Source organism: Micromonospora sp. NPDC126480, from assembly GCF_040302465.1.
Lineage (GTDB): Bacteria > Actinomycetota > Actinomycetes > Mycobacteriales > Micromonosporaceae > Micromonospora.
Genome location: NZ_JBEORU010000024.1, coordinates 44,058 through 69,791 on the forward strand (window position 1 = coordinate 44,058; position 25,734 = coordinate 69,791).

A 25,734-nucleotide genomic window follows, 5' to 3' on the forward strand; every position below is an offset into this window, starting at 1 on the left:
CCGGGGGACGCCGGTCCCGCCTGTGCGCGGGACCGGCACGACTCAGCCGGCGTCGTCCCCGGCGGCACGGATGCGGGCGACGAGCTGCTCCAGCGCCGCCACCTCGGCGCGCAACGCCGTCCGGCCTTGCCGGGTCAGCCGGAGCCAGGTGCACGGTCGGCGCCCCTCGTAACCCTTGATCACCTGCAGCAGCCCCGCCCGCTCCAGGATCTGCAGGTGGCGGTTGAGGTTCCCGTCGGTGAGGCCCAGCTCGTCGCGCAGTGTCGCGAACCGGCACTCGTGCGCCTCGCTCAGCACGGTGAGGATGCCGAGCCGCACCCGCTGGTGGACGACGTCGTCCAGTGCCGTGGCCGGGTGTGGCCGTCGGTTGTCAGTCACGGGCGGCGCGCCGGGCGGTGACTCCGGTGACGGCGGCGGTGACCAGCAGCGGCAGGGCCATCAGCACAAGATAGTGACCGGGACGCCAGGCCAGCTGGCCGCCCGCATCGTTGCCGAGCATCCAGCCGGGCACGGTGCCCATCGGCCAGCTCGTGCAGAGCCACACGGCCAGCGCGAGGATCCACACCCCGCTCGCGAGCAGTCCCCGGCTCCGCTCCACCCAGCCGAGCGCGACGACCGTCGCGGCGACCGGCAGCAGGGGAGTCAGCAGACCCTCCCAGTTCGGTCCGGTGCCGGCGGTCAACCCGTCCGGCACCGGGCCGGTGGGAACGGCGGCGAGCACCGCGAGCAGCGCCAGCACGCCGAGCCCGGCGGCGGCGACCGCGCGCCAGGGCACCCGGACACCGAGCCGACCGGCCCGCCACCGGTACCAGAACGCGACCACGCTGAACAACAGCGGGATGCCCAGGAACCAGAAGAGGTAGGAGGCCACCGGCGAGCGCTGCTGATCGGGCAGGCCGGCCCAGAAGGGGTGCTCGGCCACGATCGAGTAACGGTCGCCGAACGGTGTCGCGTACAGGGCGGTGCTGGCCAGCAGGAGCGTGGCGACGCCGGTGGCCGGGAGCCAGACGCCGCCGTGGGCGCGCCGGGCCGCCCGCTGGCGCAGCGTGTCCAGCTCGGCGAGGGTGCGTTCGGCCTGGGTGGCGGCGTCGCGATCCATCGGCGTCCTTACTCTGCGATGACGATAACTCTGCATCGCAAAGTCTATGCTCGGCGGGGCGGCGTCCACAAGGGCGGCCGGCGCTGCGCCCCGGGGCGATCCGACGGCAGCTCGACCGCATCCCGACCTGACCGCCGACGATCCGCGTCGCGGTCGTCACCGATCCGCAGGGGCCCGGTGCGCTCGACCCGCGCGATGAGCGTCTTCAGGCGCGTGATCTCGTCGGCGAGCGCGGCGCTGCCGGCGGTGGTCAGCGTGATCCAGGTACGGCCGCGCCGCCCCTCGTAGCCCTTCTCGATCCTGATCAGACCGGCCGTCTCCAGCACACTGAGGTGCTTGGAGAGGTTGCCGGCGGTCAGGTCGAGCTGGGTGCGCAGGAAGCCGAACTCGACCCGGCGGGCCTCGTGGGCGATGGTGAGGATGCCGAGCCGGACCCGCTGGTGCACCACGTCGTCGAGGTCGGTGACCGGATGCGCGGAGGTGGCCTCGTCCGGGGTGTCGACGGGGTCGGTCATCGGGGTCGCCCCGGACGCCGGGCGAGCGCGAAGCCGGCGCTGCCCACGAGCAGGAGGCTGCCGGTGATGATCAGGATGGGCGCCGACTGCCACCGGCCACCCCAGTGCGCTCCCCAGCCGAAGGTGATCGGCACGAGCACCACCGCCAGGTATCCGAGGGCGAACAGCAGCAGTGTGGGGTGCCGCTCCAGCCAGGCCAGCACCAGCAGGCCGAGCCCGATCCCGCCGACCGGGGTGAGCAGCCGGAACAGCATCTGGACGGGGGCGGCCGGGTCGAGGAGCTGTGGGTCGGGGACGATCCACGCCCCGGCGCCGGCCGCGACGGCGGCGAACAGCGCGACCGAGAGCGCGACACCGGTCAGCACGTACGGTCGCACCCGGGTGTCCACTCCGCGGGCCCGGGCGACGCGCAGGTACCCGCGGGCGATCACCACGTACGCCAGTAGCAGCGCTGCGAGCCAGTAGAGCTGCAGGGCCGGTTGCCAGACCTTGCACACCTGACCGCCGTCCACCGCACGGCAGTCGCTGGTGATCGTGGGGCCCCACCCGGAGACGGGAATCGCGCCGAAGGTCACCGCGGCCAGCGCCAGGAGCGGCAGCCACGTCACCCGCTGGGTCAGGCGGACCCGACGGGCCAGGCCGCGCACCTCGTCCAGAAGCCGGCGGGGATCGCTGTCGGCAGGAACTGCATCTGAAGTCATGCCAATAGGTTTCCATGGCAAACCTATTGGCGCTAGTACCTCAACAGTGCTGGTTCCAGACGCGACCGGGCCCGGCCCCCAGGGGGGCCGGGCCCGGCGGTGTGGCGGTCAGCCCAGGTAGCTGGGCTGGGTCTGCACGTTCAGCTCGCGGTAGCGGACCAGGTTCGCAGTCCAGGTACGCCAGTCGGTGAGCTTGAGGACGTCGAGGCCCTTCGCGATGTCGTTGGAGTAGATGTAGCCGTTGTACCAGTACGCGGACCACGTGCCGCCGCCGACGAGGCGCTCGGCGTTGAGCGGACCCCGCTCCCAGTACGCGATCTCCCGGGGGTTGGCCGAGTCGGTGAAGTCCCAGACCGAGATGCCGCCCTGGTACCACGCCTGGACCATGATGTCGCGCCCGAACACCGGGACCAACGAGCCGTTGTGCGCCACGCAGTTCTCGGTGTCGGCGTTGGGCCGGGGGATCTTGAAGTAGCTGCGGAACACCATCGTGCGCCGGTCGCCGCGGCCGACGATGTCGTAGACCGCGTCGGCACCCCGGTTCGGCCCGACGGTCTCGTTGCAGGTGGCCGCACTGCCACCACCCAGTTCGTCGGTGAAGACGACCTTGGTGCCGGCGTTGTTGAACGTGGCCGAGTGCCAGAACGCGAAGTTCTCCGTGTCCCGGACACGGTTGATGATCCGCGGCGCCTCGCGGTTCGAGATGTCCATCAGGATGCCGTCACCCATGCACGCGCCGGCGGCCAGGTTCCGGCTCGGGTAGACGGTGATGTCGTGGCAGCCGCTGGTTGCCGACTTCTGTCCCGGCACGCCCTCGAAGCCGCCGTCGGGGAAGAGGTTCGGCACGGCCACCACGGCAGCGTCGGTGGGGGACTTCACCGGCACCTTGATGATGGAGATCGAGTCGTGTGGTGGCGGGCAGCCGACGTACGTGTCCGACGGGCCGTACGAGGAGACGTACACGTACACCGTCTTGCGGTTCTTGCCCGGCACCAGCGTGTGCGTGTGCGAGCCGCACGCGGTCTGCACGCTCTTGACGTAGCGCGGGTTGGCCTTGTCGCGGATGTCGAAGATCTTGATGCCCTCCCACCGGGTCTGGCTCGACGGCACCGCGGTGCTGGCGCAGGAGTCGTCGCTGCGCGGCGAGTCGGTGGAGAGGAAGAGCAGGTCACCGTGGACGGAGATGTCGTTCTGCGATCCAGGGCAGAGCACCCGCGACACGACGGTCGGCGCCGTCGGTCGGGAGATGTCGTAGATGACGAAGCCGTTGTAGTTTCCGGCGAACGCGTACCGGCCCTGGAAGGCGAGGTCGCTGTTCGTGGCGTCGAGCGGTGCCTCCTTCGGCAGGTTGGCGACCTGCTTCAGGTTGGGGCTGCTGCGGATCTCGTCGACGCCGGGAATGGTGTCGACCGTGCCCGGCGGTGACGCCACCCCGGCGCTGCCGGGTGCGGCGCCGACCAGGCCGGCGACGAGGAAGCCGGCCGTGGCGAGGCTCAGGACGGCGAGCCGTCGGGACCGCGGCGTGGGGAATCTGATCATCGGCGGCGCCCTTCGCAAGGGGATGATGACTGCGGCACACCTTACCGCCGACTGACGTGCATCGATGTGACTCAGATCACATCTTGCGCCGTCTGTCGATGGCGGCCGTGGTCATGACCTCGATCGTCCCGGAGTCCGCGTAACGTCCGACGCCACCCGGTCCCGTTCGGCGTCACAGTGGACGGACCGGGCCCGGCCCTCCGGGGAGGACCGGGCCCGGCGACGCTCGGGTCAGCTCCGCCCGAACGTCAGTAGCTCGGCTGGGTCTGCACGTTCAGCCGGGTGTAGTGGTGCGTCTTCGCGCCCGGGATCGACGCCTGGTCGATCTCGATCACGTCGAAGCCCTTCTGGATGTCGCTCGAGTAGATGTGTCCGTTGTAGTAGTACGCCGACCAGGAGCCGCCGAGGATCAGCTGGGTGTCCGAGAGCGGACCGCGCTCCCAGTAGCCGATCTCCCTCGGGTTTGCCGAGTCGGTGAACTCCCAGACCGAGATGCCGCCCTGGTACCAGGCCTGGACCATGACGTCGCGTCCGGGCACGGGGATCAGCGAGCCGTTGTGGGCGACGCAGTTCTCCGTGTTGGCGTTGGCCCGCGGGATCTTGAAGTAGCTGCGGAACACCAGCTCGCCGTCGACGATGTCGTAGATCGCGTCCGCGCCCCGGTTCGGCCCGACGGTCTCGTTGCAGGTCGCTCCGCTGCCACCGCCCAACTCGTCGGTGAAGACGACCTTGGTGCCGGCGTTGTTGAACGTCGCCGAGTGCCAGAAGGCGAAGTTCACGGTGTCGCGCACCTCGTGGACGACCCGCGGGGCCTCCCGGTCGGAGATGTCCAGCAGGATGCCGTCACCCATGCAGGCGCCGGCGGCCAGGTCCTTCTCCGGGAACACCGTGATGTCGTGGCAGCCACTGGTGTTCCGGTACCCGCCGTCGGGGAAGAGGTTCGGCGTTGCCACCACCGCCGCGTCGGTCGGCGACTTCACCGGCACCTTCACGATCGAGATCGAGTCGTGCGGCGGCTGGCAGTCCGGGAAGGACGCCGACGGGCTGTACGACGAGACGTACAGGTAGACGGTCTTCTTGTCCTTGCCCGGCACCAGGGTGTGGGTGTGCGAACCGCAGGCCGTCTCGACCGACTTGACGTACCGCGGTTTCACCGGGTTGCTGACGTCGAAGACCTTGATGCCCTCCCACGACTCCTTCTCCCGCGCGGACTGCGAGGTGCTCGCGCACGAGTCGTCGCTGCGCGAGGAGTCGGTCGAGAGGAAGAGCAGGTTGCCGTGGACCGAGATGTCGTTCTGCGACCCGGGGCAGTGCACCGTGGACATGATCTTCGGAGCGGCCGGGTTCGCGATGTTGTAGATGGTGAACCCCTCGTAGTTGCCCACGTAGGCGAAGGGTCCCTGGAAGGCGATGTCGGTGCCGAACGCCGCGGTGGTGTCGAACGGAGCCTGCTTCGGCAGGTTCGCGATCAGCCGCAGGTTGTCGCTGCTGGCGATCTCGTCCACGGCGAGCTGGGCGGTGACACCCTCCACGGTGGCGGCCTGGTCGGCGGCGACCTCGTCCGGCGCGGCCTGAACGCCGGTCGGGACGCCCGCGACGGTTACCACGAGGAGGCCGGCGGCGACGCCCGCGAGGCGGCGCCGGACCGGTCTGGACGGAATGGAACGGATCATCGGCGAGTCCCTTCAGAAGGGGATGATGATTCAGGTCACACTACTGTTTGCTTGAGCAACATCTATGTGAGCCAGGTCACATATTCAGCCTGTCGTCAATGGATACGATCGCCACGACCTCGACCTCCAGGGGGTGCCGGATGACCGTGCGAGGCAGATGGGTGCTGACGGCCGTCACAGCGGTCGCGCTCCTGCTGATCGTCGTCACCGTCCTGCTCCGGTCGGAGCCCGATCCGGACCGCACGCCACCTGCGCCGCGAGCCGCGACTCCATCGAGTAGCAGCGATGGACCGTCGGTGATCGTGCCCGGCCGGCCCGGCGAGTCCGCTCAGGTCCGTCCCGCCGAGGAGGTGCGGGGGACCGCGTCACCGGCCCACAACTCGATGGACGCCTGGTACGTGCGGATGATGATCCCGCACCACGAGCAGGCGCTGGCGATGGCCGCGCTCGCCCCGGAGCGGGCCGCCGACCCGAAGGTGAAGGCACTGGCCGACCGGATCCGGGCGGCCCAGGCGCCGGAGATCGGCGTCCTGCGGGCGTGGCTGCAGGCCCGGAAGCTCTCCGCCGACGTCGCCGGGCACGACCACGGCACCATGCGGGGCATGCAGTCGCCCGAGGCGATGCGGCGGCTCGCCGACACCCGGGGCGCCGAGTTCGACCGGCTCTTCGTGCAGATGATGAGCGATCACCACGCCGGCGCCGTCGAGATGTCGAGCAACCTGCTCAAGGTGGGGGCCGAGCCGATGCTCCAGGAGTTCGCGAACTCGGTGGCCGTCGAGCAGAACGTCGAGATCGCCCGGATGCGGGAGCTGCTCGGCTCCTGACCGGGGTGGCGTCACCCGGAGTCCACCACCGTCGCCGCGCGTACGCTGGGTGACCGTGAACCGGACGATCTTCGGCCGCCCGCTGCGGGGCGTCGCCTTCGACCTCTTCGTCTGCGGCGTCGTGGTGCTTCTCGCGCTCGCCGGCGTCGTGGCCGGTCCGCCGGGCGGCTGGCCGGCCATCCTGGTCGGGTTCGCGATGGCGGTGGCGCTGCTGTTCCGGCGCACCCACCCGTCCGCCGTGGCCGCCGCCGTGGCCGTGCTGGCCATGGTCCAGGTGGTCGCCGGGTGGGGCCCGCTGCCGTACGACATCGCCGTGCTCGTCGCCCTCTACAGCGTGGTGAAGTACGCGAATCGGCTCCGCGACGGAGTGCTGGCCGGCCTGGGGGCCGCGGTCGGCGTGGTGCTTGCCGCCCTGCAGACCGAGGGGCCCGTCTGGTGGGCCAGCGCCATCTACTTCGGGCTGGTCACCGGCGCGGTCTGGCTGGTCGGGCTCAACGTGCGCACCCGCCGACTGTACGTGCTCAGCCTGGAGGAGCGGGCCGCGACACTGGAACGCGAGCGGGAGGCCGAGGCGCGCGCCGCCGTCGCCGGCGAGCGCGCCCGCATCGCCCGGGAACTGCACGACGTGGTGGCGCACAGCATGGCGGTGATGATCGTCCAGGCCGACGGCGCCCGCTTCATGATCGACCGTGACCCGGCGGCCGCCCGCGGGGCCGTCAAGGTGGTCGCCGACACCGGCCGCGAGGCCCTGGAGGAGATGCGCCGGCTGGTCGGCGTACTCCGGGAGCCGAGCCCGCCGGAGCCGCCGGCCACGCGCGGTGCGGCGACCGACCCGGACGGCGGCGCGGTGGTCGAGCCCGAGCACCGCCGGCCCGCCCTCGCCGAGCTGCCCGCACTGCTGGACCGGTTCGCCGACGCCGGCCTGCGGGTGCGCTGGACCGTCACCGGGGAGCCCGCACCGCTGCCGCCCGGGCTGGAACTGACCGTCTACCGCGTGATGCAGGAGGCGCTCACCAACTCGCTCAAGCACGCCGGCGTCGGCGCGAGCGTCGAGGTGACCCTCCAGCACACCGACGACGCCGTCGGCGTGCGGGTGGTGGACGACGGCCGCGGCCGGCCGCCGGTGCGGCCCGCGCCGTCCGGCGGGCACGGCCTGGTCGGCATGCGCGAGCGGGTCGGCGTGTACGACGGCCGGCTCACCGCCGGCCCCCGACTCGCCGGCGGCTGGCAGGTCGAGGCGCGGCTGCCGCTGCCCGTCGCCGCCGAGCGCAGCGGGGTGGCGGCGTGACCGTCCGGGTGGTGATCGTCGACGACCAGGCGCTGGTCCGGGCCGGCTTCCGCATGGTGCTGGACTCCCAGCCCGACCTGGAGGTGGTCGGCGAGGCCATCGACGGGGCCGACGCGCTGCGGGTCCTGGCCCGCGTCGAGGCGGACGTGGTGGTGATGGACCTGCGGATGCCGGCCATGGACGGGGTGGAGGCGACCCGGCGGTTGTGCGCCGGCCGGCCCCCGGGCCCGCCGCGCGTGCTGGTGCTCACCACCTTCGACACCGAGGCGGACGCGTTCGCGGCGCTCCGCGCCGGCGCCAGCGGCTTCCTGCTCAAGAACGTCCCGCCCGAGGAACTGCTCGCCGCGATCCGGGTGGTCGCCCGAGGCGACTCGGTGGTGGCGCCGCCGATCACCCGCCGGCTGCTCGACCGGTTCGCCGGCCAACTCGGGCCCGGCCCGGCCGAGGACCCGCGCCTGGCCCAGCTCACCGAACGGGAACGGGAGGTCCTGCTGCTGGTGGCCCAGGGCCTGTCCAACGCCGAGATCGCCGACCGGATGCACGTGGCGGAGGCGACGGTGAAGACCCACGTCGGGCGGATCCTGGCGAAGCTCCAGCTCCGCGACCGGGTCCAGGCGGTGGTGCTGGCGTACGAGAGCGGCCTCGTCACGCCCGGCGGCTGACCCGGCGTACGCCTCAGGTCGTACGCGCCCGACCCGCCGCCACCGCCCTCGGGCGCAGCGGGATCGAGCGCGTGGGCGGACGCCACCGGCACGGTGCGCCCATAGCGTCGGAGACGTTTCCGTTTCCGATCCTCACGGGGAGCACGCATGCCCGTCGCACCACCCGCGCCCGCAACCGCCGGGGTCGCGGTGACCGCCCACGGCCTGACCCGCCGCTACGGCACCGGCCCGGCCGCCGTCCTCGCCCTCGACGGCGTCGACGTCGACTTCGCGGCCGGCGCGTTCACCGCCATCATGGGCCCGTCCGGCTCCGGCAAGTCGACCCTGCTGCACTGTCTCGCCGGCCTGGACCGACCGGACGGCGGGACGGTCCGCGTCGGCGGCACCGATCTCGGCCGTCTCGACGACCGGGGTCTGACCCTGCTGCGCCGGGACCGGATCGGGTTCGTGTTCCAGACGTTCAACCTGCTGCCGGCGCTCACCGCCGAGGAGAACGTCGTGCTGCCGATGGCGATCGCCGGCCGGCGCCCCGACCCGGCCTGGCTGCGGCAGGTGGTGGCCGCCGTCGGCCTCGGCGATCGGCTGCGGCACCGGCCGGCAGAGCTGTCCGGTGGACAACAGCAGCGGGTGGCGGTCGCGCGGGCCCTCATCACGAAGCCCTGGGTGATCTTCGCCGACGAGCCCACCGGCAACCTCGACTCCCGCTCCGGCGCGGAGGTCCTGCGGCTGCTCCGCGAGGCCGTCGACAGCCTCGGCCAGAGCGTCGTGATGGTGACCCACGACCCGGTCGCCGCGAGCCACGCCGACCGGGTGGTGTTCCTGGCCGACGGCAGGTTCGTGCGGGATCTCGCCGAGCCCACCGCCGAGCGGGTGCTCGACGCCCTCGCCGGCCTCGACCCGGCCCGGCGTCCGACCGGCGGGACGGTGGCCCGGTGATCCGGCTGACCCTGAGCTCGCTACGGGCGGAGGCGCTGCGCCTGCTGCTGTCCGCCCTCGCCGTGGTTCTCGGCGTCGCGTTCGTCGCCGGCACGCTGATGTTCGTCGACGGCATGCGCGCGGGCGCGTACGACCGGGCGGCCACCTTCGACCGTCACACCGACCTCGGCGTCTACCCGGCCGGCGAGCAGCCGCTGCCGGCGGTGCTCGTGGAGCGGGTCCGGGCCGTGCCCGGTGTCGTCGCCGCCGAGGGCGAGCTGCTCGGCTCCGGCGGCGTCGTCGGCTCCGACGGCCGGCCGGTGCTCGGCTACGCGGTGCTCGCCGCGATCCCCACCGATCCCGCGCTGCGGTCGTACGACGTGGTGGCCGGCCGGCTGCCCGACCGGCCCGGTGAGGTGGTCCTCGACGCGTCGACGGCATCCGCGGAGGGCTTCAACCTCGGCGCACCGGTCCGGGTCGGCGGCGCGAGCGGCGCCGCCCGCCCGTACATCCTGGTCGGCACCGTCGACGTGGACGCCACTCCGCGCGACGTCGGCGGCCCGTTCATCGGTCTGGTCGGCGCGGACGCGCTCGCGGTGACCGGGCAGCGCGGCTACGACCGGATCATGGTCGCGACCGCGCCCGGGGCCGACGGTCCGGCCGTGGCCGACGCGGTGGCGGGTGCGGCCGGCACCGCCACGGCCGTGAAGTCCCGCGACCGCATCCTCGACGAGGCGGTCGAGGACGCCGTTCGCGACCTGGACCAGTTCAACCTGGTGCTGCTCACCTTCGCGGCGGTGGCGGTCGTGGTGGCCGGCTTCGTCATCGCGAACACGTTCGCGATCGTCCTGGCCCAGCGGACCCGCCGGACCGCCCTGCTGCGGCTGGTCGGCGCCACCCGCGGGCAGGTGTTCCGGGCCGCGATGCTGGAGGCCGCCCTGGTGGGGCTGGCCGCGTCGGCCGCCGGCGTCGTGCTCGGCGCGGGTCTGGCGGTCGGCCTGAGCCAGCTGATGTCCCGGCTCGACGCGCCGCTGCCCGGCGGGCTCGCCGTCACGGTCCCCACCGTGCTGGCAAGTCTCGCGCTGGGCACGGCGGTCACCGTGGGCGCCGCCGTCGCCCCGGCCTGGCGTGGCACCCGCGTCGCCCCGGTGGCGGCGCTGACCGACTCGGCGGTCCAGCCGACCCGGCGGGCCGGACGGCTCCGCCTGGTCGCCGGCGCGCTGGTGCTCGCCACCGGGGTCGCCGCGCTGGTCGGCGCCGCACCCGCCGGCCAGGTCCCGCTCGTCGCGGCCGGCGGCGTGCTCGCGTTCTTCGGCATCGTCCTGTTCGGGCCGGTGCTGGTCCCCGCACTGGTGCGGGTGTTCGGCCTGCCGGCGCGCCGGCTGCTCGGCGCGACCGCCACCCTCGCGGTGGCCAACGCCGTCCGCAACCCGCGCCGGATCGCGGCGACCGCGACCGCCCTGGTCATCGGCATCGGTCTGGTCTCCGCCTTCGTGGTCGGTGCGCAGAGCGCCAAGGTGGGCATCGAGCGCAGCGTCGACGACGAGATCGGCGTGGACTGGCTGGTCACCGGGATCGGCGGGAACCTGCCGGCCCCGGTGGCGGGCGAACTCCGCGCGCGGCCGGAACTCGCGGTCGTCCACGAGCAGCGCAGCGCCGTCTGGGCCGATGTCGAGATCCGGGCCGCGCACCCCGCGCTGCTGGGTCGGACCCTCACCGGCGTGCACGCGGGCGACCCGGACCTCCTCGGGCCGGGAACCGCGCTCGTCGGCCGCGAACTTGCCGCCGAGCGCGGCTGGACCACCGGCGTCACCGTCACGGTCCGTGACCGGCCGTTGCGGGTGGCGGCGGTGGTCACCGACGACGGTCCCGCGTTCGCGGGCAGCACGGTGCCGGACGGGCACGTCGTCCACGTGGTCGACGCCGACTTCACCGCCCTGTTCCCCGACGAGCGGGGCCACCTCGCCGAGATCGAGCCGGCGACCGGCGTCGGCCCGGACGAGGCCCGGGCGGCGATCGAGGCGGTGGTCACCCGCTACCCGACGGTCAACCTGATGGACCAGGGCGCGTACAAGAAGATGCTCACCGGCACGGTGGACATGCTGCTCGCCGTCGTCACCGGGCTGCTCGGCCTGGCCGTGGTGATCGCATTGGTCGGCGTCGCGAACACGCTCACCCTGTCGGCGGTCGAGCGGACGCGGGAGAACGCCGTGCTCCGCGCGGTCGGCCTGACCCGGGGCCGGATGCGCCTGATGCTGGCCGTCGAGGCGGTGCTGACCGCGCTGGTCGGGGCCGTGCTCGGGGTGGGCCTGGGCACCGCGGTGAGCGCGGCGGCGATGGCCCTGCTGGGCCGGCTCACCGGCGAACTCGTGGTGGTGCTGCCGATGGACCGGCTCGGGCTGATCCTCGGTGTGGCGGTGCTGGCCGCGTTGGCCGCCTCGATGCTGCCCGCCCGCCGCGCGTTGTCCCGGCCGGTCGTGGAGGCGCTCGGCGTTCAGTGAGCCACGCGGCCGTGCGCCGTCGTCAGGCGCCGCCGGGGACGTCGGGGACGGTGCCCTGGTCGGGCGGTGGATCCACGGGTGCGGTCGTGGGGGGCGTTTCGGGTTCGGTGGTGGTGGTCGTGGGAGCCGGCGTCGTCGTGGTCGGGGCCGTGGTGGGCGGCGGGCTGGTCGGTTGCTCGCTCGGGGTCGGCGACGGGTCCGGCGTCGTCGACGTCGACGGGGACGGGCTGCCGGTGGACCCGGTCGGCCGGTACGAGCGCTGCGGAGTCGGAGAGCTCTCCACCGGCAGCACCGGCACGGCGTCGACGCTCGTCGCGTCGTCGGCGGGCGTGCTGCTCGGCGTCGGCACCTGGACCGCCGGGGCGTTCGCCGCCCCGCTGAGCCCGATGGCGGTGCCCAGGCCGGCCACCGCCACCAGCACGGCCGCCGCCGCCCCGACCAGCGGCCCCCGGCGGGCCCGGGCGGGCGGCTCGGCCACGGCGACGTCGGCGCGGGTGGCCGGACCCGCTCCGCGCAGCGACCCCGGCCCGGCCGCGGCCACCATCGCGGTGGGCGCCGACGGATCCGACACGGCGGCGCGGGCCGCCGCGGCCATCGCCGCGCCGCTGCTGAACCGGTCCGCCGGGTCCTTCGCCAGGGCCCGGCCGACCAGCGCCCGGACCGCCTCCGGGATGTCGTGGGGCAGCTCGGGCGGCTCGTCGTCGAGGTGCCGGACGGCGACCTGCAGCGGGTTGTCGCCGGTGAACGGGGGACTGCCGCTGAGGCAGCAGTAGGCGACGGCCCCCAGCGCGTAGATGTCGGTGGCCCCCGAGACGGGTCGCCCGGCCGCCTGCTCCGGCGCCATGTAGAGCGCGGTGCCCGGTACGGCGTTGGTGCTGGTGATGCTTGTGACGTTCGTCGAACGGGCGACCCCGAAGTCGACGAGGACGACGCTGCCGTCCTCCTGCACCAGCAGGTTGCTGGGCTTGACGTCGCGGTGCACGATGCCGCGCCGGTGCGCGGCGTGCAGGGACTGCGCGACCTGCCCCACGATCGACATCGTCTCGGCGACGTCGAGCCTCCCGGCGGCCTCGATCCGCCGGGACAGCGGCTCGCCCGTGACGAACTCCATGACCAGGTAGTCGGCGCGGCTGCCGTCGGCCAGCAGGTCCTCGCCGGAGTCGAAGACCTGGACGATGCCGGGGTGCCGCAGCGCGGCCATGATCCGTGCCTCGGCCCGGAAGCGGGCGATGAAGTCGGGGTCGGACACCAGCGCGGGCAGCAGCACCTTGATCGCCACCGGCCGGCCCAGGACCAGGTCGGTGCCCCGCCAGACGTCCCCCATGCCGCCGGTGGCGACACGTTCGTCCAGGCGGTACCGCCCGCTGAGCACGACACCCGAAGCCAACACAGCAATACCGTACCCACCGTGGGCACTCTCGACGCGCCCTGACCGGGCCGCCCCCAGCCGGCCGGCCGCTGATCCGGCGGCGGCCGGTGCGGACCCGACTCCGGCGTGGTGTGGCGTTCCGGCTACGGTGGGTGAGCCGACCCGCCCAACCGTGACCTAAGCTGGGCGAACGCCACCGGCCATCCCGGTCGTTCGGCTCCGCAGCGCCGTTGGCGGTGATCACGTTACGGCAACACGCCGTCCGATCGGCTTGATAATTCTCTCTCTTTTCCTGAGCGCGGGCGACTTGTCCGATCGGCCGGCCGCTCCTACCGTTGGCGCGACTCTGGCCCGCATGCGGCCATCGGCGACGACCGCCGATGGCCGGGGCCGCCCTGGCGGGGGCCAGGCGTAAGGTCGGGCCGGCAGGCTCCGGCGTGAGCGGGCAGCGGGGGGCTGAGGGTGCGGGATCAGGTCCGGTCGCCGGACCGGTTGGTGGTCACGCGCGACGGTGCCGATGGGTGCCGGCCCGGCTGTGCGGCCACCGGACGGAAGCGAGCGGCGTGACGGAAGAGCTGAACGAGGCCGTCGTCGCGGCGCAGGCCGGCGACGAGGAAGCCTTCCGCTTCCTCTACCGCAGTCTCCAGCCCGGTCTCCTGCGCTACCTGACCGCGCTGGTCGGCGCCGACGCCGAGGACGTCGCCTCGGAGACGTGGCTGCAGGTGGCCCGGGACCTGCCGGGCTTCGCCGGCGGGGAGTTCCGCGCCTGGACGGTGACCATCGCCCGGAACCGGGCGATGGACCACCTGCGCCGGCAGCGGCGGCGCCCCTCGCTCCCCGTGCCGGTGCAGGCGTTGAGCGAGCTTCCCGGCGACGCCGACACGGCTGAGCGTGCCGGCGAGACCATCGGCACCGAGGCGGCGCTGGCGCTGATCGCGACCCTTCCGCCCCGGGAGGCCGAGGCGGTCCTGCTCCGGGCGGTCATCGGGTTGGACGCGGAGACCGCGGGACGGGTGCTCGGCCGGCGCCCGGGTGCCGTCCGCACCGCCGCGCACCGCGGCCTGCGGCGACTCGCCGCGCTCATGGAGCGCCGGAGCGCGGCGGGCGAGGCCGCCGAGACCGAGGGCACGACCCCACCCCGTCCCCGCGACGCCCGACGGCGGGCGCCGCACGCCGAGCCGGCGGACGGCTGACGTGAGGGGATACAGGATGATCTTCCGCCGCTCCGCGCGGCACGGCGGCGCCGAACTCGACCGGCTGCTCGACGCCGGTGCCGGTGTGCCACCGACTGGGGCCGACCCGGTCGCCCGGCTGCTGTCCGCCGCGGCCGCCCCGGCCCGGCCCGACGAACTCGCCGGGGAGGAGGCCGCCCTGGCCGCCTTCCGGGCCGCGCGGGTCGCGCCGGTCCGCCCGGCGGAGCCGCCGCGCCGCCGCCGGCCGATCCGCGCCGGAGCGGTGGCGTGGGCCGCCGGCATCGCGGTCACCGCTACCGCCGGTGTCGCCTTCGCGGCGGCCACCATCGACCGCCCGGGTCTCCCGATCCCACCCCGGCCGGTCACGCCCGCCCCGCTGACCAGCGACAGTGCGCCGGCGAGCCCGACCCGCCCGGGTGGTGACGGCACCTCCGGTACGCCGAGCGGGGGCCCGACCTCCAGCGGACCGGGGTCGACCACCGGCGCGCCGAGCGCCGGAACGCCGACCACCGGCGCGCCGTCGCCCTCGTCTGCGGGACCGTCCCAGCGGCTGGCGGGGCACTGCAAGGCGTACCTGGCGAAGTCACCGGCCCAGCGGGAGAAGGCCCTGGACAAGCCGGCCTTCGCCGACCTCGTGACCGCCGCCGGCGGTCGGGACCGGGTCACCACCTACTGCACCGAGCTGGTCGGCGAGCCTGCGCCGCCCGCCACCGGGAAGCCCGAACCGGAACCCTCCGCCGACTGAGCCCGGCTCGCGTTCGCGCCGGTCGCGCCGCGCCGATCTGCTAGACAGAAGGAGGCCGGCCCCGGAGGCGCCCGCCGATGTCGGTGGGTCGCGTTACGGTGACACGGACCGGACGTCGGCGCGGCGAAGGAGGTCCAACCTGTGGTGACGTCGCCGGAGGTGGACCGGGTCACGGTCCTGACCTCGACCACCGCCGCCGCGGGCCACCTCGCCCGGATCTGCTTCAAGACCGGGCCGCCGCGGCACATCGGGGTCGAGCTCGAATGGACGGTGCACGACGCCGTCGACCCCGCCCGCCCGGTCGAGGCCGACCGGCTGCGGGCCGCGCTGGGGCCGCACAGCCCTCGCACACTGGACAGCACGAGCCCCGCTTCTGAGCTCCGGCACGGCAGTTCCGTGACCGTCGAGCCGGGCGGGCAGGTGGAGATCTCCACCGCGCCGCGTACCTCGATCGCCGCCCTCGTCGCCGCCGCGGATGCCGACACAGACCAGCTCGCGGGCCGCCTGAGCAGCGCCGGACTGGTTCTCGGCGGTGCCGGAATCGATGAGCACCGGCCACCCCGCCCGATGGTCGAGACCCCCCGCTACCTAGCGATGCGGCGCGTCTTCGACCGACGCGGGCCGGCCGGGCGCACCATGATGTACAGCACCGCCGGCCTCCAGGTCTGCCTCGACGCCGGTGAGACGGACCAACTGGCCGACCGGTGGGCCGCCGCGCACGCCGTGGGCCCGCCCCTGCTCGCCGCCTTCGCCAACGCCGGCCGGCACGCCGGACGACCGACCGGGTACGCGTCGGCCCGGATGGCCGCGTGGCTCGCCATCGACCCGGCGCGCACCCGGCCGGTGTGGACTCCGGAGCAGGGCGACGCCGACCCGGTCGCCGGCTGGACGGCGTACGTCCTCGCCGCGCCCCTGCTCTGCCTGCGTGACGGGCCGGACTGGACACCTCCGGCCGGGGTCACCTTCGCCGACTGGCTCGACGGCGCGCTGCCCCGGCCGCCCACCACCGACGACCTCGACTATCACGTGAGCACGCTCTTCCCGCCGGTACGGCCGCGCGGCTACCTGGAGCTGCGCTACCTCGACGCGCAGCCGGCGGGTTCCTGGTCCGTGCCGGTGGCGGTGCTCGCCGCGCTGTTCGCCGATCCGGTCGCCACGCGCGCCGCGCGGGCAGCGGCCGGCCTCCAGTCTCACCGATGGAGCGCCGCCGCCCGGCACGGTCTGCACGACCGGGGCCTCGCGGCGGCGGCGGCCGACCTGCTCGACCTGGCCCTGGCCGCCCTGCCCCGGCTGGGGCTGCCGGCCGCACTGCACGACGAGATCGACCGAGCCGTACGACGGCGGCGTGACGCCGCCGGAAGGAGGCACCCGTGACCGAGACGACGACCGACCGGCGGGACGGGGAGGCGCTGCGCGGCCGGATCGCCGAGGAGCTGGAGCGCGCCCGCGCCCGCACCGCGGCGCTTACCGACGCGGTCGACGACGCGGAGCTGGTGCGGCAGCACTCACCGCTGATGTCGCCGCTGGTGTGGGATCTCGCTCATGTCGGCAACCAGGAGGAGCTGTGGCTGGTGCGGGACGTCGGCGGCCGGGCGCCGGTCCGCCAGGACATCGACGACCTGTACGACGCGTTCAAACAGCCCCGCAAGGACCGCCCGGCGCTACCCCTGCTGCCGCCGGCGGAGGCCCGCGCGTACGTGGCGACCGTTCGCGACAAGGTGCACGACCTGCTGGACCGGGTCACCTTCGGGGACCGGCCGCTGGTGGTCGACGGGTTCGCCTTCGGCATGATCGTCCAGCACGAGCAGCAGCACGACGAGACCATGCTCGCCACCCACCAGTTGCGCTCCGGCCCGGCCGTGCTGCACGCGCCGCCGCCACCCGAGCCGCGGGCCCGGGTGGGCGGGGAGGTGCTGATCCCGGCGGGCGAGTTCACCATGGGCACCGACACCGACCCGTGGGCGCTCGACAACGAGCGGCCCGCCCACCGGGTGCACGTGCCGGCGTACGTCATCGACGCGGCGCCGGTGACCAACGACGCGTACGCGGCGTTCATCGCCGACGGCGGCTACGACGACCCGCGCTGGTGGAGCGCGGCCGGCTGGGCACACCGGCAGGAGGCCCGGCTGACCGCCCCGATGCACTGGCGGCGCGACGGCGACGGCTGGGCGTACCGCCGCTTCGGCCGGTGGGCGCCCGTGCGCGATGACGAGCCGGTGGTGCACGTGAGCTGGTACGAGGCCGAGGCGTACGCCGCCTGGGCCGGCAAGCGGCTGCCGACCGAGGCGGAGTGGGAGAAGGCGGCCCGGTGGGACCCGGCGACCGGCCGGTCCCGCCGCTACCCGTGGGGCGACGCCGACCCGACGGCCGAGCACGCCAACCTCGGTCAGCGGCACCTGTGGCCGGCGCCGGTGGGCGCGTACCCGGCGGGCGCGTCGCCGCTGGGCGTCCACCAGCTCATCGGTGACGTGTGGGAGTGGACGTCGACGACCTTCCGTGGCCATCCCGGGTTCACGGCCTTCCCGTACCGGGAGTACTCCGAGGTCTTCTTCGGTGACGACCACCGGGTGCTGCGCGGCGGGTCGTTCGGCACCGACCGGGCCGCCTGTCGGGGCACGTTCCGCAACTGGGACTTCCCGATCCGGCGGCAGATCTTCAGCGGCTTCCGCTGCGCCCGGGACGCCACCGCCGAGGAGGCGCGAGCGTGAGGGCCGCTGCCTGATGTGCCGCCACCTGGCGTACCTGGGGCCGCCGGTCACCCTCCGGGAGCTGCTGTTCGACCCGCCGTACTCACTCGTGCGGCAGTCCTGGGCGCCGCGTGACATGCGCGGCGGCGGGACGATAAACGCGGACGGGTTCGGCGTCGGCTGGTACCCGGGCGACGGCGAGCCGGTGCGTTACCGGCGGGCCCAGCCGATCTGGAGCGACCCGACGATCGCGCAGCTGGCCGGGATCACCTCCGCCGGCGCGGTCCTGGCGGCGGTGCGCTCGGCGACCGTCGGAATGGCGGTCCTCGACTCGGCCGCCGCGCCGTTCGCGGAGGGCCGGTGGCTGTTCAGCCACAACGGTGTGGTGCGGGGCTGGCCCGACAGCGTGGTCCCGCTCGCCGGCGCGCTGCCGGTGCGCGACCTGCTGACCCTCGACGCGGCCACCGACTCGGCGCTGCTGTGGGCGCTGGTCCGGCACCGGCTGCGCGCCGGGATCAAGCCGGCCCGCGCGGTCGCCGAAACGGTCGCGGCGGTGGCCCGGGCCGCACCCGGCTCGCGGCTCAACGTGCTGCTCACCGACGGGCAAACGGTGGTGGCGAGCGTGGCCGGGCACGCACTGTCGATCCGTACGACGCCGGCCTCGGTGCTGCTGGCGTCCGAGCCGCACGACGACGCGCCCGGCTGGCAGGCGGTGCCGGACGGGCAGCTGGTGGAGGCCACCGCCACCGGGGTGCGGGTCCGCGCCCTGGCGGAGGTGTGACCACTGACATGTACACCTCGACCGGGAAGGGCAGACATGCGCGCGGAGCCGTTGGAGATCCACCTCGAGGAGCAGGACCTGGGGCGCCAGCTGCGGGAGGACGTTCGCGCCGGCCTCACCGCCGGGGAGAAGTGGTTGCCGCCGAAGTGGTTCTACGACGCCCGGGGCAGCCAGCTCTTCGAGGAGATCACCGGGCTTCCGGAGTACTACCCGACCCGGGCCGAGCGCGCGGTGCTCGTCGAGCGGGCCGTCGAGATCGCCGCGGTGACCGGGGCCAAGACGTTGATCGAGCTGGGCTCCGGCTCGTCGGAGAAGACCCGGCTGCTGCTGGACGCGTTCACCCGGCACGGTGACCTGGGCACGTTCGTGCCCCTGGACGTGTCGCTCAGTGCGCTGCGACAGTCCACCGAGCGGATCGCCGCCGACTACCCGGGGCTGCGGGTGCGGGGCATCGTCGGGGACTTCACCCGGCATCTCGACCGGCTGCCGGCCGGCGGTCGGCGGCTCGTGCTGTTCCTCGGCGGCACCATCGGCAACCTCCTGCCGGCCGAGCGTGGGGATTTCCTCGCCGCGATGCGTGCCGTGCTGGAGCCGGGGGACTGGCTGCTCATCGGCACCGACCTGGTCAAGGATCCGGCCGTCGTGGTTCCGGCGTACGACGACGCGGCCGGGGTGACCGCCGAGTTCAACCGCAACGTGCTGCGTGTGATCAACCGGGAGCTGGGCGCCGACTTCGACCCGGAGGCGTTCGACCACGTCGCGTGCTGGGACCCGGAACACGAGTGGATCGAGATGCGGCTGCGCGCGCGGCGGCCGATGCGGGTACGTGTCCTCGACCTCGACGTTGCCTTCGCCGCCGGCGAGGAACTGCGGACCGAGGTCTCGGCGAAGTTCCGGCCCGAGGGCATCGCGGCGGAGCTGGCGGCGGCGCGATTCACCGCCCACGAGTTCTGGACCGACCCGGACGGGCTGTTCGGTGTCACCCTCGCGCGGGCCGAGTAGGTGAGACCGGCCACCCGGCGCCTCGTCGGCCGTCCGTGATCGGTTAGGGTGGACGGCGCGAAGGGGAGTAGCCCCCAATGTCGTGGTCGACACACTGGCGCGTCCCGCGCCCGGCCACGCGGCCCCGTTCCGACGGGGCGGGCGAGACCTTCGACCCAGGCTTGTGCAGCCGGGTCGAGGTCGCCCTTGCCCTCCTCCCGGCCTGATCCGGAAGGATGTCATGGAGGGTTTCCTCGTTGCGCTGGTCGTCAGCTTCGGCGTCATCTTCGTCGCCGAGCTGGGCGACAAGTCCCAGCTGATGGCGCTGACCTTCGCGACCCGATTCAAGCCGGTGCCGGTGCTGATCGGCATCACGGTGGCCACGGCCGTCGTGCACCTGGCCTCGGTGGCGATCGGGTACGGTCTGGGCGCCGCGCTGCCCACCGAGTGGATCGCGCTGCTCGCCGGTGTGGCGTTCCTCGGCTTCGGCGCCTGGACGCTGCGCGGCGACACCCTCACCGCGGAGGAGCGGCGCAAGGCCGAGAAGTCCAGCCGGTCGGCGATCGTGGCGGTCGGTGTCGCGTTCTTCCTCGCCGAGCTGGGTGACAAGACCATGCTGGCCACCATCACCCTGGCCACCCAGTACGGCTGGTTCGGCACCTGGATCGGCTCGACAATCGGAATGGTCGCCGCCGACGCCCTCGCCATTCTCCTGGGGCGGATCCTCGGCCGGAAGCTGCCCGAGAAGACCGTGAAGTACGGCGCGGCGATCCTGTTCGCGATCTGCGGGCTCTGGCTGATCCTGGAGGCGGTCAGTCAGCTCACCTGACGCCTGCGCGCAGGCGAGTATCCGCACCCCGTCCGGGGAAGAACGATCACGACGCCGCCGCCGGCGGGCGGCGGAAGCGGACGTTCCGGGAGGTTGACCCATGAGCAGGCACGACGAGCCGAACGAGTACGGGTTCGCGGGCGGCGCCACGGCGCCCCAGCCGCCGCCGGGCGGCCGGGCGGACGAACAGGACCGGGCCGAGGAGGTGGCGGTGCCCGGCGACGACCTCATGGAGCCGGTCAGCGACGCCCTGGCCGACGAGCAGGAGGAGCGCCGCCGTACCGAACGGCGCGCCTGAGACCGACGGCGGGTGCCGGGGCCGACGGCCGGTCCCGGCATCCGCCGTCGTCTCGTCCCCTGCGCCCGGGTGCGACCTGAGGGCCGGTCAGCCGTTGCGGTGCTGGTAGACGTCGGGGATCCCGTCCTGGTCGGCGTCGACCCGCTCCGCCGCCGCGATCCGCCGGTAGGCGGCGTTGCGGCGGACCAGGACGGCGGAGGCGAGCAGGGCCGCGATCACCGAGCCGCTGAGCACCGCCGCCTTGACGTTGTCGTCGGCGGCGGTGCCGGTGCCGAAGGCGAGTTCGCCGATCAGCAGCGACACGGTGAAACCGATGCCGGCCAGCAGGGCGACGCCGAGCAGGTCCGTCCAGGTGATGTCCTCGTCGAGCCGGGCACGGGTGAACCGGGCCAGCAGGAACGTCGAGCCGAAGATGCCGAGCACCTTGCCGAGCACCAGGCCGGCGACGATGCCGATGACGATCGGGTCGGTGACCACCGCGCCCAGGTCGGCGCCGCGCAGCGACACCCCGGCGGCGAAGAAGGCGAACACCGGGACGGCGAAGCCGGCGGAGACCGGCCGCCAGCGGTGTTCGAGGTGCTCGGCGAGCCCGTGCCGGTCACCGTCGCGGCCGCCCAGCACCGGGACGGCGAAGCCGAGCAGCACTCCGGCGATCGTGGCGTGCACGCCGGAGGAGTGCACGAGCGTCCACGCCACCACGGCCAGCGGGATCAGCGCCCACCACCACGTCTTGCGGAGCTGCACGAGCAGGGCGAAGAGCGCGATCGGTACCAGCGCGCCGAGCAGCGGGAGCAGGTGGAAGTCGTCGGTGTAGAAGATGGCGATGATCGTGATGGCGAGCAGGTCGTCGACCACGGCGAGGGTGAGCAGGAAGGCCCGTAGACCCTGCGGCAGGTGGGAGCCGATGACGGCGAGCACCGCCAGCGCGAACGCGATGTCGGTGGCGGTGGGGATGGCCCAGCCGCGCAGGTTGTCGCCGCCGGCGCCGAGATTGACGCCGACGTAGATCAGTGCGGGAATCGCCATTCCGCCGATGGCCGCGACGACCGGCAGCGCGGCGCGGCGCGGGTCGCGCAGTTCCCCGGCCACGAACTCCCGCTTGAGCTCCAACCCGACCACGAAGAAGAAGATCGCCAGCAGGCCGTCGGCGGCCCACGCCCCGAGGCTCAGGTCCAGGTGCAGATCGGCTCCGCCCGGCCACGGCACCCACCGGGTCAGCGCGGTGTAGGAGTCCCCCCAGGGCGAGTTCGCCCAGACGAGTGCCAGGATCGCGCCGAGCAGCAGCAGGCCCCCGCCGACGGTCTCGGTCCGCAGCACGTCGGCCAGGAAGCGGGCCTCCGGCCAGGAGGTACGCGAAAAGAGGCGGCGGGCGCGGCCGTCGTTCGGGGTGCGGTCGGTCATACGCGCGGTCCATCCTGGTGGAATCGGGGCAGCAGGGATCCATTGCCGACCAGGCTTCCCGGCACACCGATCTCCACCCTATCCAGGCGGATCACGGACGGCGAGCGGAGACGACGTGACCTCGCCCGCGCCTTTCCGTTTGTCCGGTAGGGACAATCGTGCGCCGTGTCTGATCGGTGAAATGACATAACTCCGGACATTAGACGCATGAGCCGCTTTAATGGTTTCACGCGATTAAGTCGACCTTGGGGGTTTTCGTGAAGTTCTTTGGCGTTACCGGCCTGGTTCGGAGGCCCGCCTGATGGACCTGTTCCGTCACCTCCGCCTGGTGCGCCGGCACTGGTGGATCGTGCTCGTCACGCTCATGGTCGCGCTGGGCGTCACCGCCCTGGTCACCGTCCGGGCTCAGCCCCGGTACGTCGCATCGGTGACCTTCTTCGTCACCACGCCGAGCCAGGGCGTGACCGACGCCTATCAGGGCGGGCTCTTTCTCCAGCAGCGCGTCAAGTCGTACGCGGAGCTGCTCACCAGCGACCGCCTCGCGCAGAGCGTGGTGGCCGACAACCAGGTCGGGTTGACCGCCGAGCAGGTCCAGAGTCGCGTCAGCACCGCCACCGAGAACGGCACGGTCCTGCTGCGCGCCTCGGTCACCGACACCGACCAGACCCGGGCGCTGCGGGTGACCGAGGCCCTGGCGGCGAAGTTCGTGGAGCTCGTGCAGAAGGTCGAGACCACGCCCGACGGCAAGGCGGGCCCGATCAAGATCGAGGTGGTCAGCGGTCCGGCGGTCAGCCCGACGCCGGTCTACCCGCAACCGGTCCGCAACTTCGCCGTCGGCGCCCTGCTCGGCCTGCTCGCCGGCGTGGGCCTGGCGATCCTGCGCGGGCTCGCCGACGTCCGGCTGCGCGACGCCGCCGGCCTCCAGCGCGTCACCGGCAGCCCGCTGCTCGGCGAGATCCCCTTCGAGGCCACCGCGAAGGCGTCGCCGCTGATCGTCGGCGAGGCGGCGACCTCCGCGCGGGCCGAGGCGGTCCGCAAACTGCGGACCAACCTGCGCTTCGTCGACGTGCACGAGCCCGCCCGGGTCATCGCGGTCACCAGCGCGCTCCAGGGGGAGGGCAAGACCACCCTCTCCTGCAACCTCGCCATCGCCCTCGCCGAGGCCGGCTGGCGGGTGCTGCTTGTCGACGCCGACCTGCGCCGGCCGAAGGTCGGCGACTACCTGGGGCTGGACAACGGCGTCGGGCTCACCGACGTGCTCGTGGGCGACGTGCAGGTCGGCGACGTCGTGCAGCGGTGGGGCGACAAGTCGTTGCTGGTGCTGCCCAGCGGCTCCGCGCCGCCCAACCCGAGCGAGCTGCTCGGCTCGAAGGCCATGGCGGACCTGCTGCTGGCGCTGCGCGAGTCGGCCGACATCGTCATCATCGACACGGCGCCGCTGCTCGCGGTCACCGACGGCGTGGTCGTCGCCGTCCAGGCCGACGGCGCTCTCCTGGTCACCCAGCAGGGCCGGACGTCGCGGTCGCAGGTGGCCACGGCCGCGCGGTCCCTGCACTCGGTGTCCGTCCGGATGCTGGGCTGCGTGCTGAACATGGCGAAGGTGCCGAAGGCCGAGGCCTACCAGTACGAGGCGTACCGGGTGGTCGTGGCGGCAGAGCTGCCGGCCGAGCGGGTCTCCACCCCCCGGCACGCGGCGCCGGCCGAGGCGGGCGTGGTCAGCGACCGTACGCAGGAACTCACCCGGCTGTCCCGATGAGCGCGGCGAGGGGTCGTAGCGATCGTTCGATCTCCTCGGCGCAGCGTCGGAAGTCGGCGGCCCCACCGCCGATCGGGTCCCGCAGGTCATCCGTGTCGGGGGTGGCTGGTTGCAGCCGCCCCCGGGCGCGGGCGGCGGCCTGCACCGCGGCCCGCAGCGACTCCTCCGGCGACGCCGGTTCCGCCGCGGCGGCGAGCCGGCCGAACTGGCGCAGGGTGAACGTCCGGTGCAGCGCGGCCGGCGCGAGGGCACTGCACAGCGAGCGCTGGCGGCGGGTCGCCGTCAGCACGAGCGTCGCGCCGGCCAGGTGCTCCCGGCAGAGCCGGCGGCTGCGGAAGTCGGCCGGGTCCGCGCCGGTCGAGGCGGCGATCTCCGCCGCGTACGGGTGCATGGCCAGCCCCTCGACGGCGTCCGTGCCGGCGCTGGACACCTCGACCGGTCGGCCGGCCAGCAGCCGACGGGCCAGGTACTCGGCCATCGGCGACCGGCACAGATTGGCGTGGCAGACGAACAGCACCCGGTCGACCATCGAGACCCCTCATCCGGACGTGACTGTCGTCCGGCACGGGCGGCCGGACGCGGAGGGGCTGCCGGAATCGTACGCGGACAGCGGCCGGCGCCGGCAGGACGCCGCGCCGAGCACGGGGGAGCAGCGATGAGGATCGGCATCCTGACCTACCACTTCCCGCCGGAACCCGCCTTCATCCCGGGCAGCCTGGCCGAGGAACTGGCCCGCCGCGGTCACGAGGTGCGGGTGCTGACCGGGTTCCCGGACTACCCGGGCGGGCACGTCTATCCGGGCTGGCGCCAGCGCTGGCACCACGAGACCCGCAGCGAGCGGCTCACGGTACGCCGGGTGCCCCGCTATGCCGGGGGAGACGGGTCGGTTCGCGGCCGGGTCGCCGGCTACCTCTCCTTCGCCGGCAGCGCGTCGCTGGTCGGCCGCCGGTTCCTGGCCGGGGTCGACGCGCTCTACGTCCACCAGCCGCCGGCCACCGCGTTCGCCGCGGCCGGCCTGCTCCGGCTGCTCGGCCGGGTGCCGACCGTCCTGCATGTGCAGGACGTGTGGACCGAGGACGTGCCCGCGACCGGCGAGCACGGACGGTGGGCCGCCCGGATCGCCGGGGCGATGGCGCGAACCTACCGGGCCGCCGACGCGATCGCGGTCGCCGCGCCCTCCCTGCGGGAGTTAGTCGTGGCCGCGGGCGCCGATCCGGACCGGGTCGAGGTCGTGCTGAACTGGACCGACGAGCGGATCTTCCACCCCGCCCGGCCCAGCGCGGCGGCCCGCCGGCTGGTGCGGCGCGACGACCGGTGCGTGGTCATGCACGCCGGCACGATCGGCGCGCGGCAGGGCCTGGAGACCGCGGTACGGGCGGCGGCCGCCCTCGACGGCACGACGGATCTGGTCCTGGTGGGATCGGGCGAGCAGGAGCGGCGGGTGCGGGGGCTCGCCGCCGAGCTGCGGGCCGACAACGTGCGGTTCGTCGAGCGGCGCTCGCCGCTGGACATGCCGGACCTGTACGCGGCGGCCGACTACCAGCTGGTCATGCTCCGGGACCTGCCCGAGCTGCGCGGCACGCTGCCCGGCAAGCTCCAGGCGGCACTGTCCTGTGCCGCGCCGGTCATCGCGTCGGCCGGCGGGGACACCGCCGAGGTGGTGGAACGCGCCCGCGCCGGGCTCTCCTGCCCACCGGAGGACTGGGCGACGCTCGCCGATCGGTTCTGGCTGGCCGCCACGATCCCGCCGCCGGCCCGCGACGAGATGGGGCGCCGCGGCCGGGAGGCGTACCTGCGGCAGATGTCAATGCCGGCCGGCGTGGAGCGCATCGAGCGACTGCTGTACGACGTCGCCGCGGCCCGCTGAGCCGAAGCACACTCACAATCACTCAATCCCGTCATAACCACACACCTATGTCGTTACGGTGTTAGAACGACATGAGGTATCGACCCGACTGTCCGATTTCGGGGGAGACG

The 25,734-nt window shown here is 73.6% G+C and carries 23 protein-coding genes and 1 pseudogene; 15 read left to right on the forward strand and 9 right to left on the reverse strand.

Features of this window, described 5'->3' with window-relative positions:
- Positions 1–42: 42 nt before the first annotated feature.
- The 6 genes and pseudogenes from ABTW87_RS21380 to ABTW87_RS21405 all read right to left on the reverse strand — a co-directional run bounded on the left by ABTW87_RS21380 (position 43) and on the right by ABTW87_RS21405 (position 5,527).
- Positions 43–378 carry a winged helix-turn-helix domain-containing protein gene (locus tag ABTW87_RS21380; protein WP_350652660.1) on the reverse strand — a complete coding sequence of 112 codons (336 nt, stop codon included), beginning with the start codon at positions 376–378 and terminating at the stop codon, positions 43–45.
- Positions 371–1,099 (reverse strand): hypothetical protein, encoded by a 729-nt coding sequence (locus ABTW87_RS21385; RefSeq protein WP_350652661.1) that lies wholly within the window; start codon positions 1,097–1,099, stop codon positions 371–373. The genes ABTW87_RS21380 and ABTW87_RS21385 overlap by 8 nt, the downstream gene beginning before the upstream one ends.
- Before the next feature lie 176 nt (positions 1,100–1,275).
- Positions 1,276–1,614 (reverse strand): annotated as a pseudogene (locus ABTW87_RS21390) (transcriptional regulator); the annotation flags it as partial.
- Positions 1,611–2,315, reverse strand: coding sequence for a hypothetical protein (locus ABTW87_RS21395; protein WP_350652662.1), 705 nt, complete (start codon positions 2,313–2,315; stop codon positions 1,611–1,613). The pseudogene ABTW87_RS21390 and the gene ABTW87_RS21395, both read right to left, overlap by 4 nt.
- A 108-nt stretch (positions 2,316–2,423) precedes the next feature.
- On the reverse strand, positions 2,424–3,854 hold the full coding sequence (locus ABTW87_RS21400; protein ID WP_350652664.1) for an LVIVD repeat-containing protein: 1,431 nt from the start codon (positions 3,852–3,854) through the stop codon (positions 2,424–2,426).
- A 248-nt stretch (positions 3,855–4,102) separates the two neighbouring features.
- Positions 4,103–5,527: an LVIVD repeat-containing protein gene (locus ABTW87_RS21405; RefSeq protein WP_350652666.1), complete on the reverse strand. Its 1,425-nt coding sequence runs from the start codon at positions 5,525–5,527 to the stop codon at positions 4,103–4,105.
- A gap of 140 nt (positions 5,528–5,667) precedes the next feature.
- Here ABTW87_RS21405 and ABTW87_RS21410 point away from each other — a divergent pair, with 140 nt between their 5' ends.
- The 5 genes from ABTW87_RS21410 to ABTW87_RS21430 all read left to right on the forward strand — a co-directional run bounded on the left by ABTW87_RS21410 (position 5,668) and on the right by ABTW87_RS21430 (position 11,717).
- Positions 5,668–6,351 carry a DUF305 domain-containing protein gene (locus ABTW87_RS21410; protein ID WP_350652668.1) on the forward strand — a complete coding sequence of 228 codons (684 nt, stop codon included), beginning with the start codon at positions 5,668–5,670 and terminating at the stop codon, positions 6,349–6,351.
- A 49-nt stretch (positions 6,352–6,400) separates the two neighbouring features.
- Positions 6,401–7,639, forward strand: a complete 1,239-nt coding sequence (locus ABTW87_RS21415) for a sensor histidine kinase (RefSeq protein ID WP_350652669.1) — start codon at positions 6,401–6,403, stop codon at positions 7,637–7,639.
- Positions 7,636–8,301 carry a response regulator gene (locus ABTW87_RS21420; RefSeq protein WP_350652671.1) on the forward strand — a complete coding sequence of 222 codons (666 nt, stop codon included), beginning with the start codon at positions 7,636–7,638 and terminating at the stop codon, positions 8,299–8,301. The genes ABTW87_RS21415 and ABTW87_RS21420 overlap by 4 nt, the downstream gene beginning before the upstream one ends.
- Before the next feature lie 147 nt (positions 8,302–8,448).
- Entirely contained in the window at positions 8,449–9,237 is a 789-nt protein-coding gene (locus ABTW87_RS21425) for an ABC transporter ATP-binding protein (RefSeq protein WP_350652673.1), read from the forward strand.
- Complete coding sequence (locus ABTW87_RS21430; RefSeq protein WP_350652675.1) at positions 9,234–11,717, forward strand: ABC transporter permease; 2,484 nt, start codon at positions 9,234–9,236, stop codon at positions 11,715–11,717. The genes ABTW87_RS21425 and ABTW87_RS21430 overlap by 4 nt, the downstream gene beginning before the upstream one ends.
- A 22-nt stretch (positions 11,718–11,739) precedes the next feature.
- Here the strand turns inward: ABTW87_RS21430 and ABTW87_RS21435 are convergent, their stop codons facing one another.
- A complete protein-coding gene (locus tag ABTW87_RS21435) occupies positions 11,740–13,107 on the reverse strand; it encodes a serine/threonine-protein kinase (protein ID WP_350652677.1) in 1,368 nt (455 codons plus the stop codon).
- A 542-nt stretch (positions 13,108–13,649) separates the two neighbouring features.
- On the opposite strand from ABTW87_RS21435, the gene ABTW87_RS21440 reads away from it, so the two are divergent.
- The 8 genes from ABTW87_RS21440 to ABTW87_RS21475 all read left to right on the forward strand — a co-directional run bounded on the left by ABTW87_RS21440 (position 13,650) and on the right by ABTW87_RS21475 (position 20,600).
- Entirely contained in the window at positions 13,650–14,279 is a 630-nt protein-coding gene (locus ABTW87_RS21440) for an RNA polymerase sigma factor (RefSeq protein WP_350652679.1), read from the forward strand.
- 16 nt (positions 14,280–14,295) lie between these two features.
- Positions 14,296–15,024, forward strand: a complete 729-nt coding sequence (locus ABTW87_RS21445; RefSeq protein WP_350652681.1) for a hypothetical protein — start codon at positions 14,296–14,298, stop codon at positions 15,022–15,024.
- A gap of 141 nt (positions 15,025–15,165) precedes the next feature.
- On the forward strand, positions 15,166–16,398 hold the full coding sequence (gene egtA / locus ABTW87_RS21450) for an ergothioneine biosynthesis glutamate--cysteine ligase EgtA (protein ID WP_350652682.1): 1,233 nt from the start codon (positions 15,166–15,168) through the stop codon (positions 16,396–16,398).
- Positions 16,395–17,732 carry an ergothioneine biosynthesis protein EgtB gene (gene egtB / locus ABTW87_RS21455; RefSeq protein WP_350652684.1) on the forward strand — a complete coding sequence of 446 codons (1,338 nt, stop codon included), beginning with the start codon at positions 16,395–16,397 and terminating at the stop codon, positions 17,730–17,732. Before egtA ends, egtB begins: the two co-directional genes overlap by 4 nt.
- Before the next feature lie 13 nt (positions 17,733–17,745).
- The gene (gene egtC, locus ABTW87_RS21460; RefSeq protein ID WP_350652686.1) at positions 17,746–18,492 is read left to right on the forward strand and encodes an ergothioneine biosynthesis protein EgtC; all 747 of its coding nucleotides are present in this window, start codon (positions 17,746–17,748) and stop codon (positions 18,490–18,492) included.
- Between the two features lie 36 nt (positions 18,493–18,528).
- Positions 18,529–19,494 (forward strand): L-histidine N(alpha)-methyltransferase, encoded by a 966-nt coding sequence (gene egtD, locus ABTW87_RS21465; protein ID WP_350652687.1) that lies wholly within the window; start codon positions 18,529–18,531, stop codon positions 19,492–19,494.
- 220 nt (positions 19,495–19,714) lie between these two features.
- On the forward strand, positions 19,715–20,302 hold the full coding sequence (locus ABTW87_RS21470; protein ID WP_350652689.1) for a TMEM165/GDT1 family protein: 588 nt from the start codon (positions 19,715–19,717) through the stop codon (positions 20,300–20,302).
- A gap of 100 nt (positions 20,303–20,402) precedes the next feature.
- On the forward strand, positions 20,403–20,600 hold the full coding sequence (locus tag ABTW87_RS21475) for a hypothetical protein (protein ID WP_350652691.1): 198 nt from the start codon (positions 20,403–20,405) through the stop codon (positions 20,598–20,600).
- Positions 20,601–20,687: 87 nt separating this feature from the next.
- Here ABTW87_RS21475 and nhaA read toward each other — a convergent pair whose 3' ends face one another.
- A complete protein-coding gene (gene nhaA, locus ABTW87_RS21480) occupies positions 20,688–22,001 on the reverse strand; it encodes a Na+/H+ antiporter NhaA (protein WP_350652693.1) in 1,314 nt (437 codons plus the stop codon).
- A gap of 301 nt (positions 22,002–22,302) precedes the next feature.
- Between nhaA and ABTW87_RS21485 the strand changes: the two genes are divergently transcribed.
- Positions 22,303–23,757, forward strand: a complete 1,455-nt coding sequence (locus tag ABTW87_RS21485) for a tyrosine-protein kinase domain-containing protein (RefSeq protein WP_350652694.1) — start codon at positions 22,303–22,305, stop codon at positions 23,755–23,757.
- On the opposite strand, the gene ABTW87_RS21490 is transcribed toward ABTW87_RS21485, so the two are convergent.
- Positions 23,738–24,286, reverse strand: coding sequence for an arsenate reductase/protein-tyrosine-phosphatase family protein (locus ABTW87_RS21490; protein ID WP_350652696.1), 549 nt, complete (start codon positions 24,284–24,286; stop codon positions 23,738–23,740). The genes ABTW87_RS21485 and ABTW87_RS21490 overlap by 20 nt on opposite strands.
- Positions 24,287–24,412: 126 nt before the next feature.
- Here ABTW87_RS21490 and ABTW87_RS21495 point away from each other — a divergent pair, with 126 nt between their 5' ends.
- Positions 24,413–25,624, forward strand: a complete 1,212-nt coding sequence (locus ABTW87_RS21495; protein ID WP_350652698.1) for a glycosyltransferase family 4 protein — start codon at positions 24,413–24,415, stop codon at positions 25,622–25,624.
- Positions 25,625–25,734 lie beyond the last annotated feature (110 nt).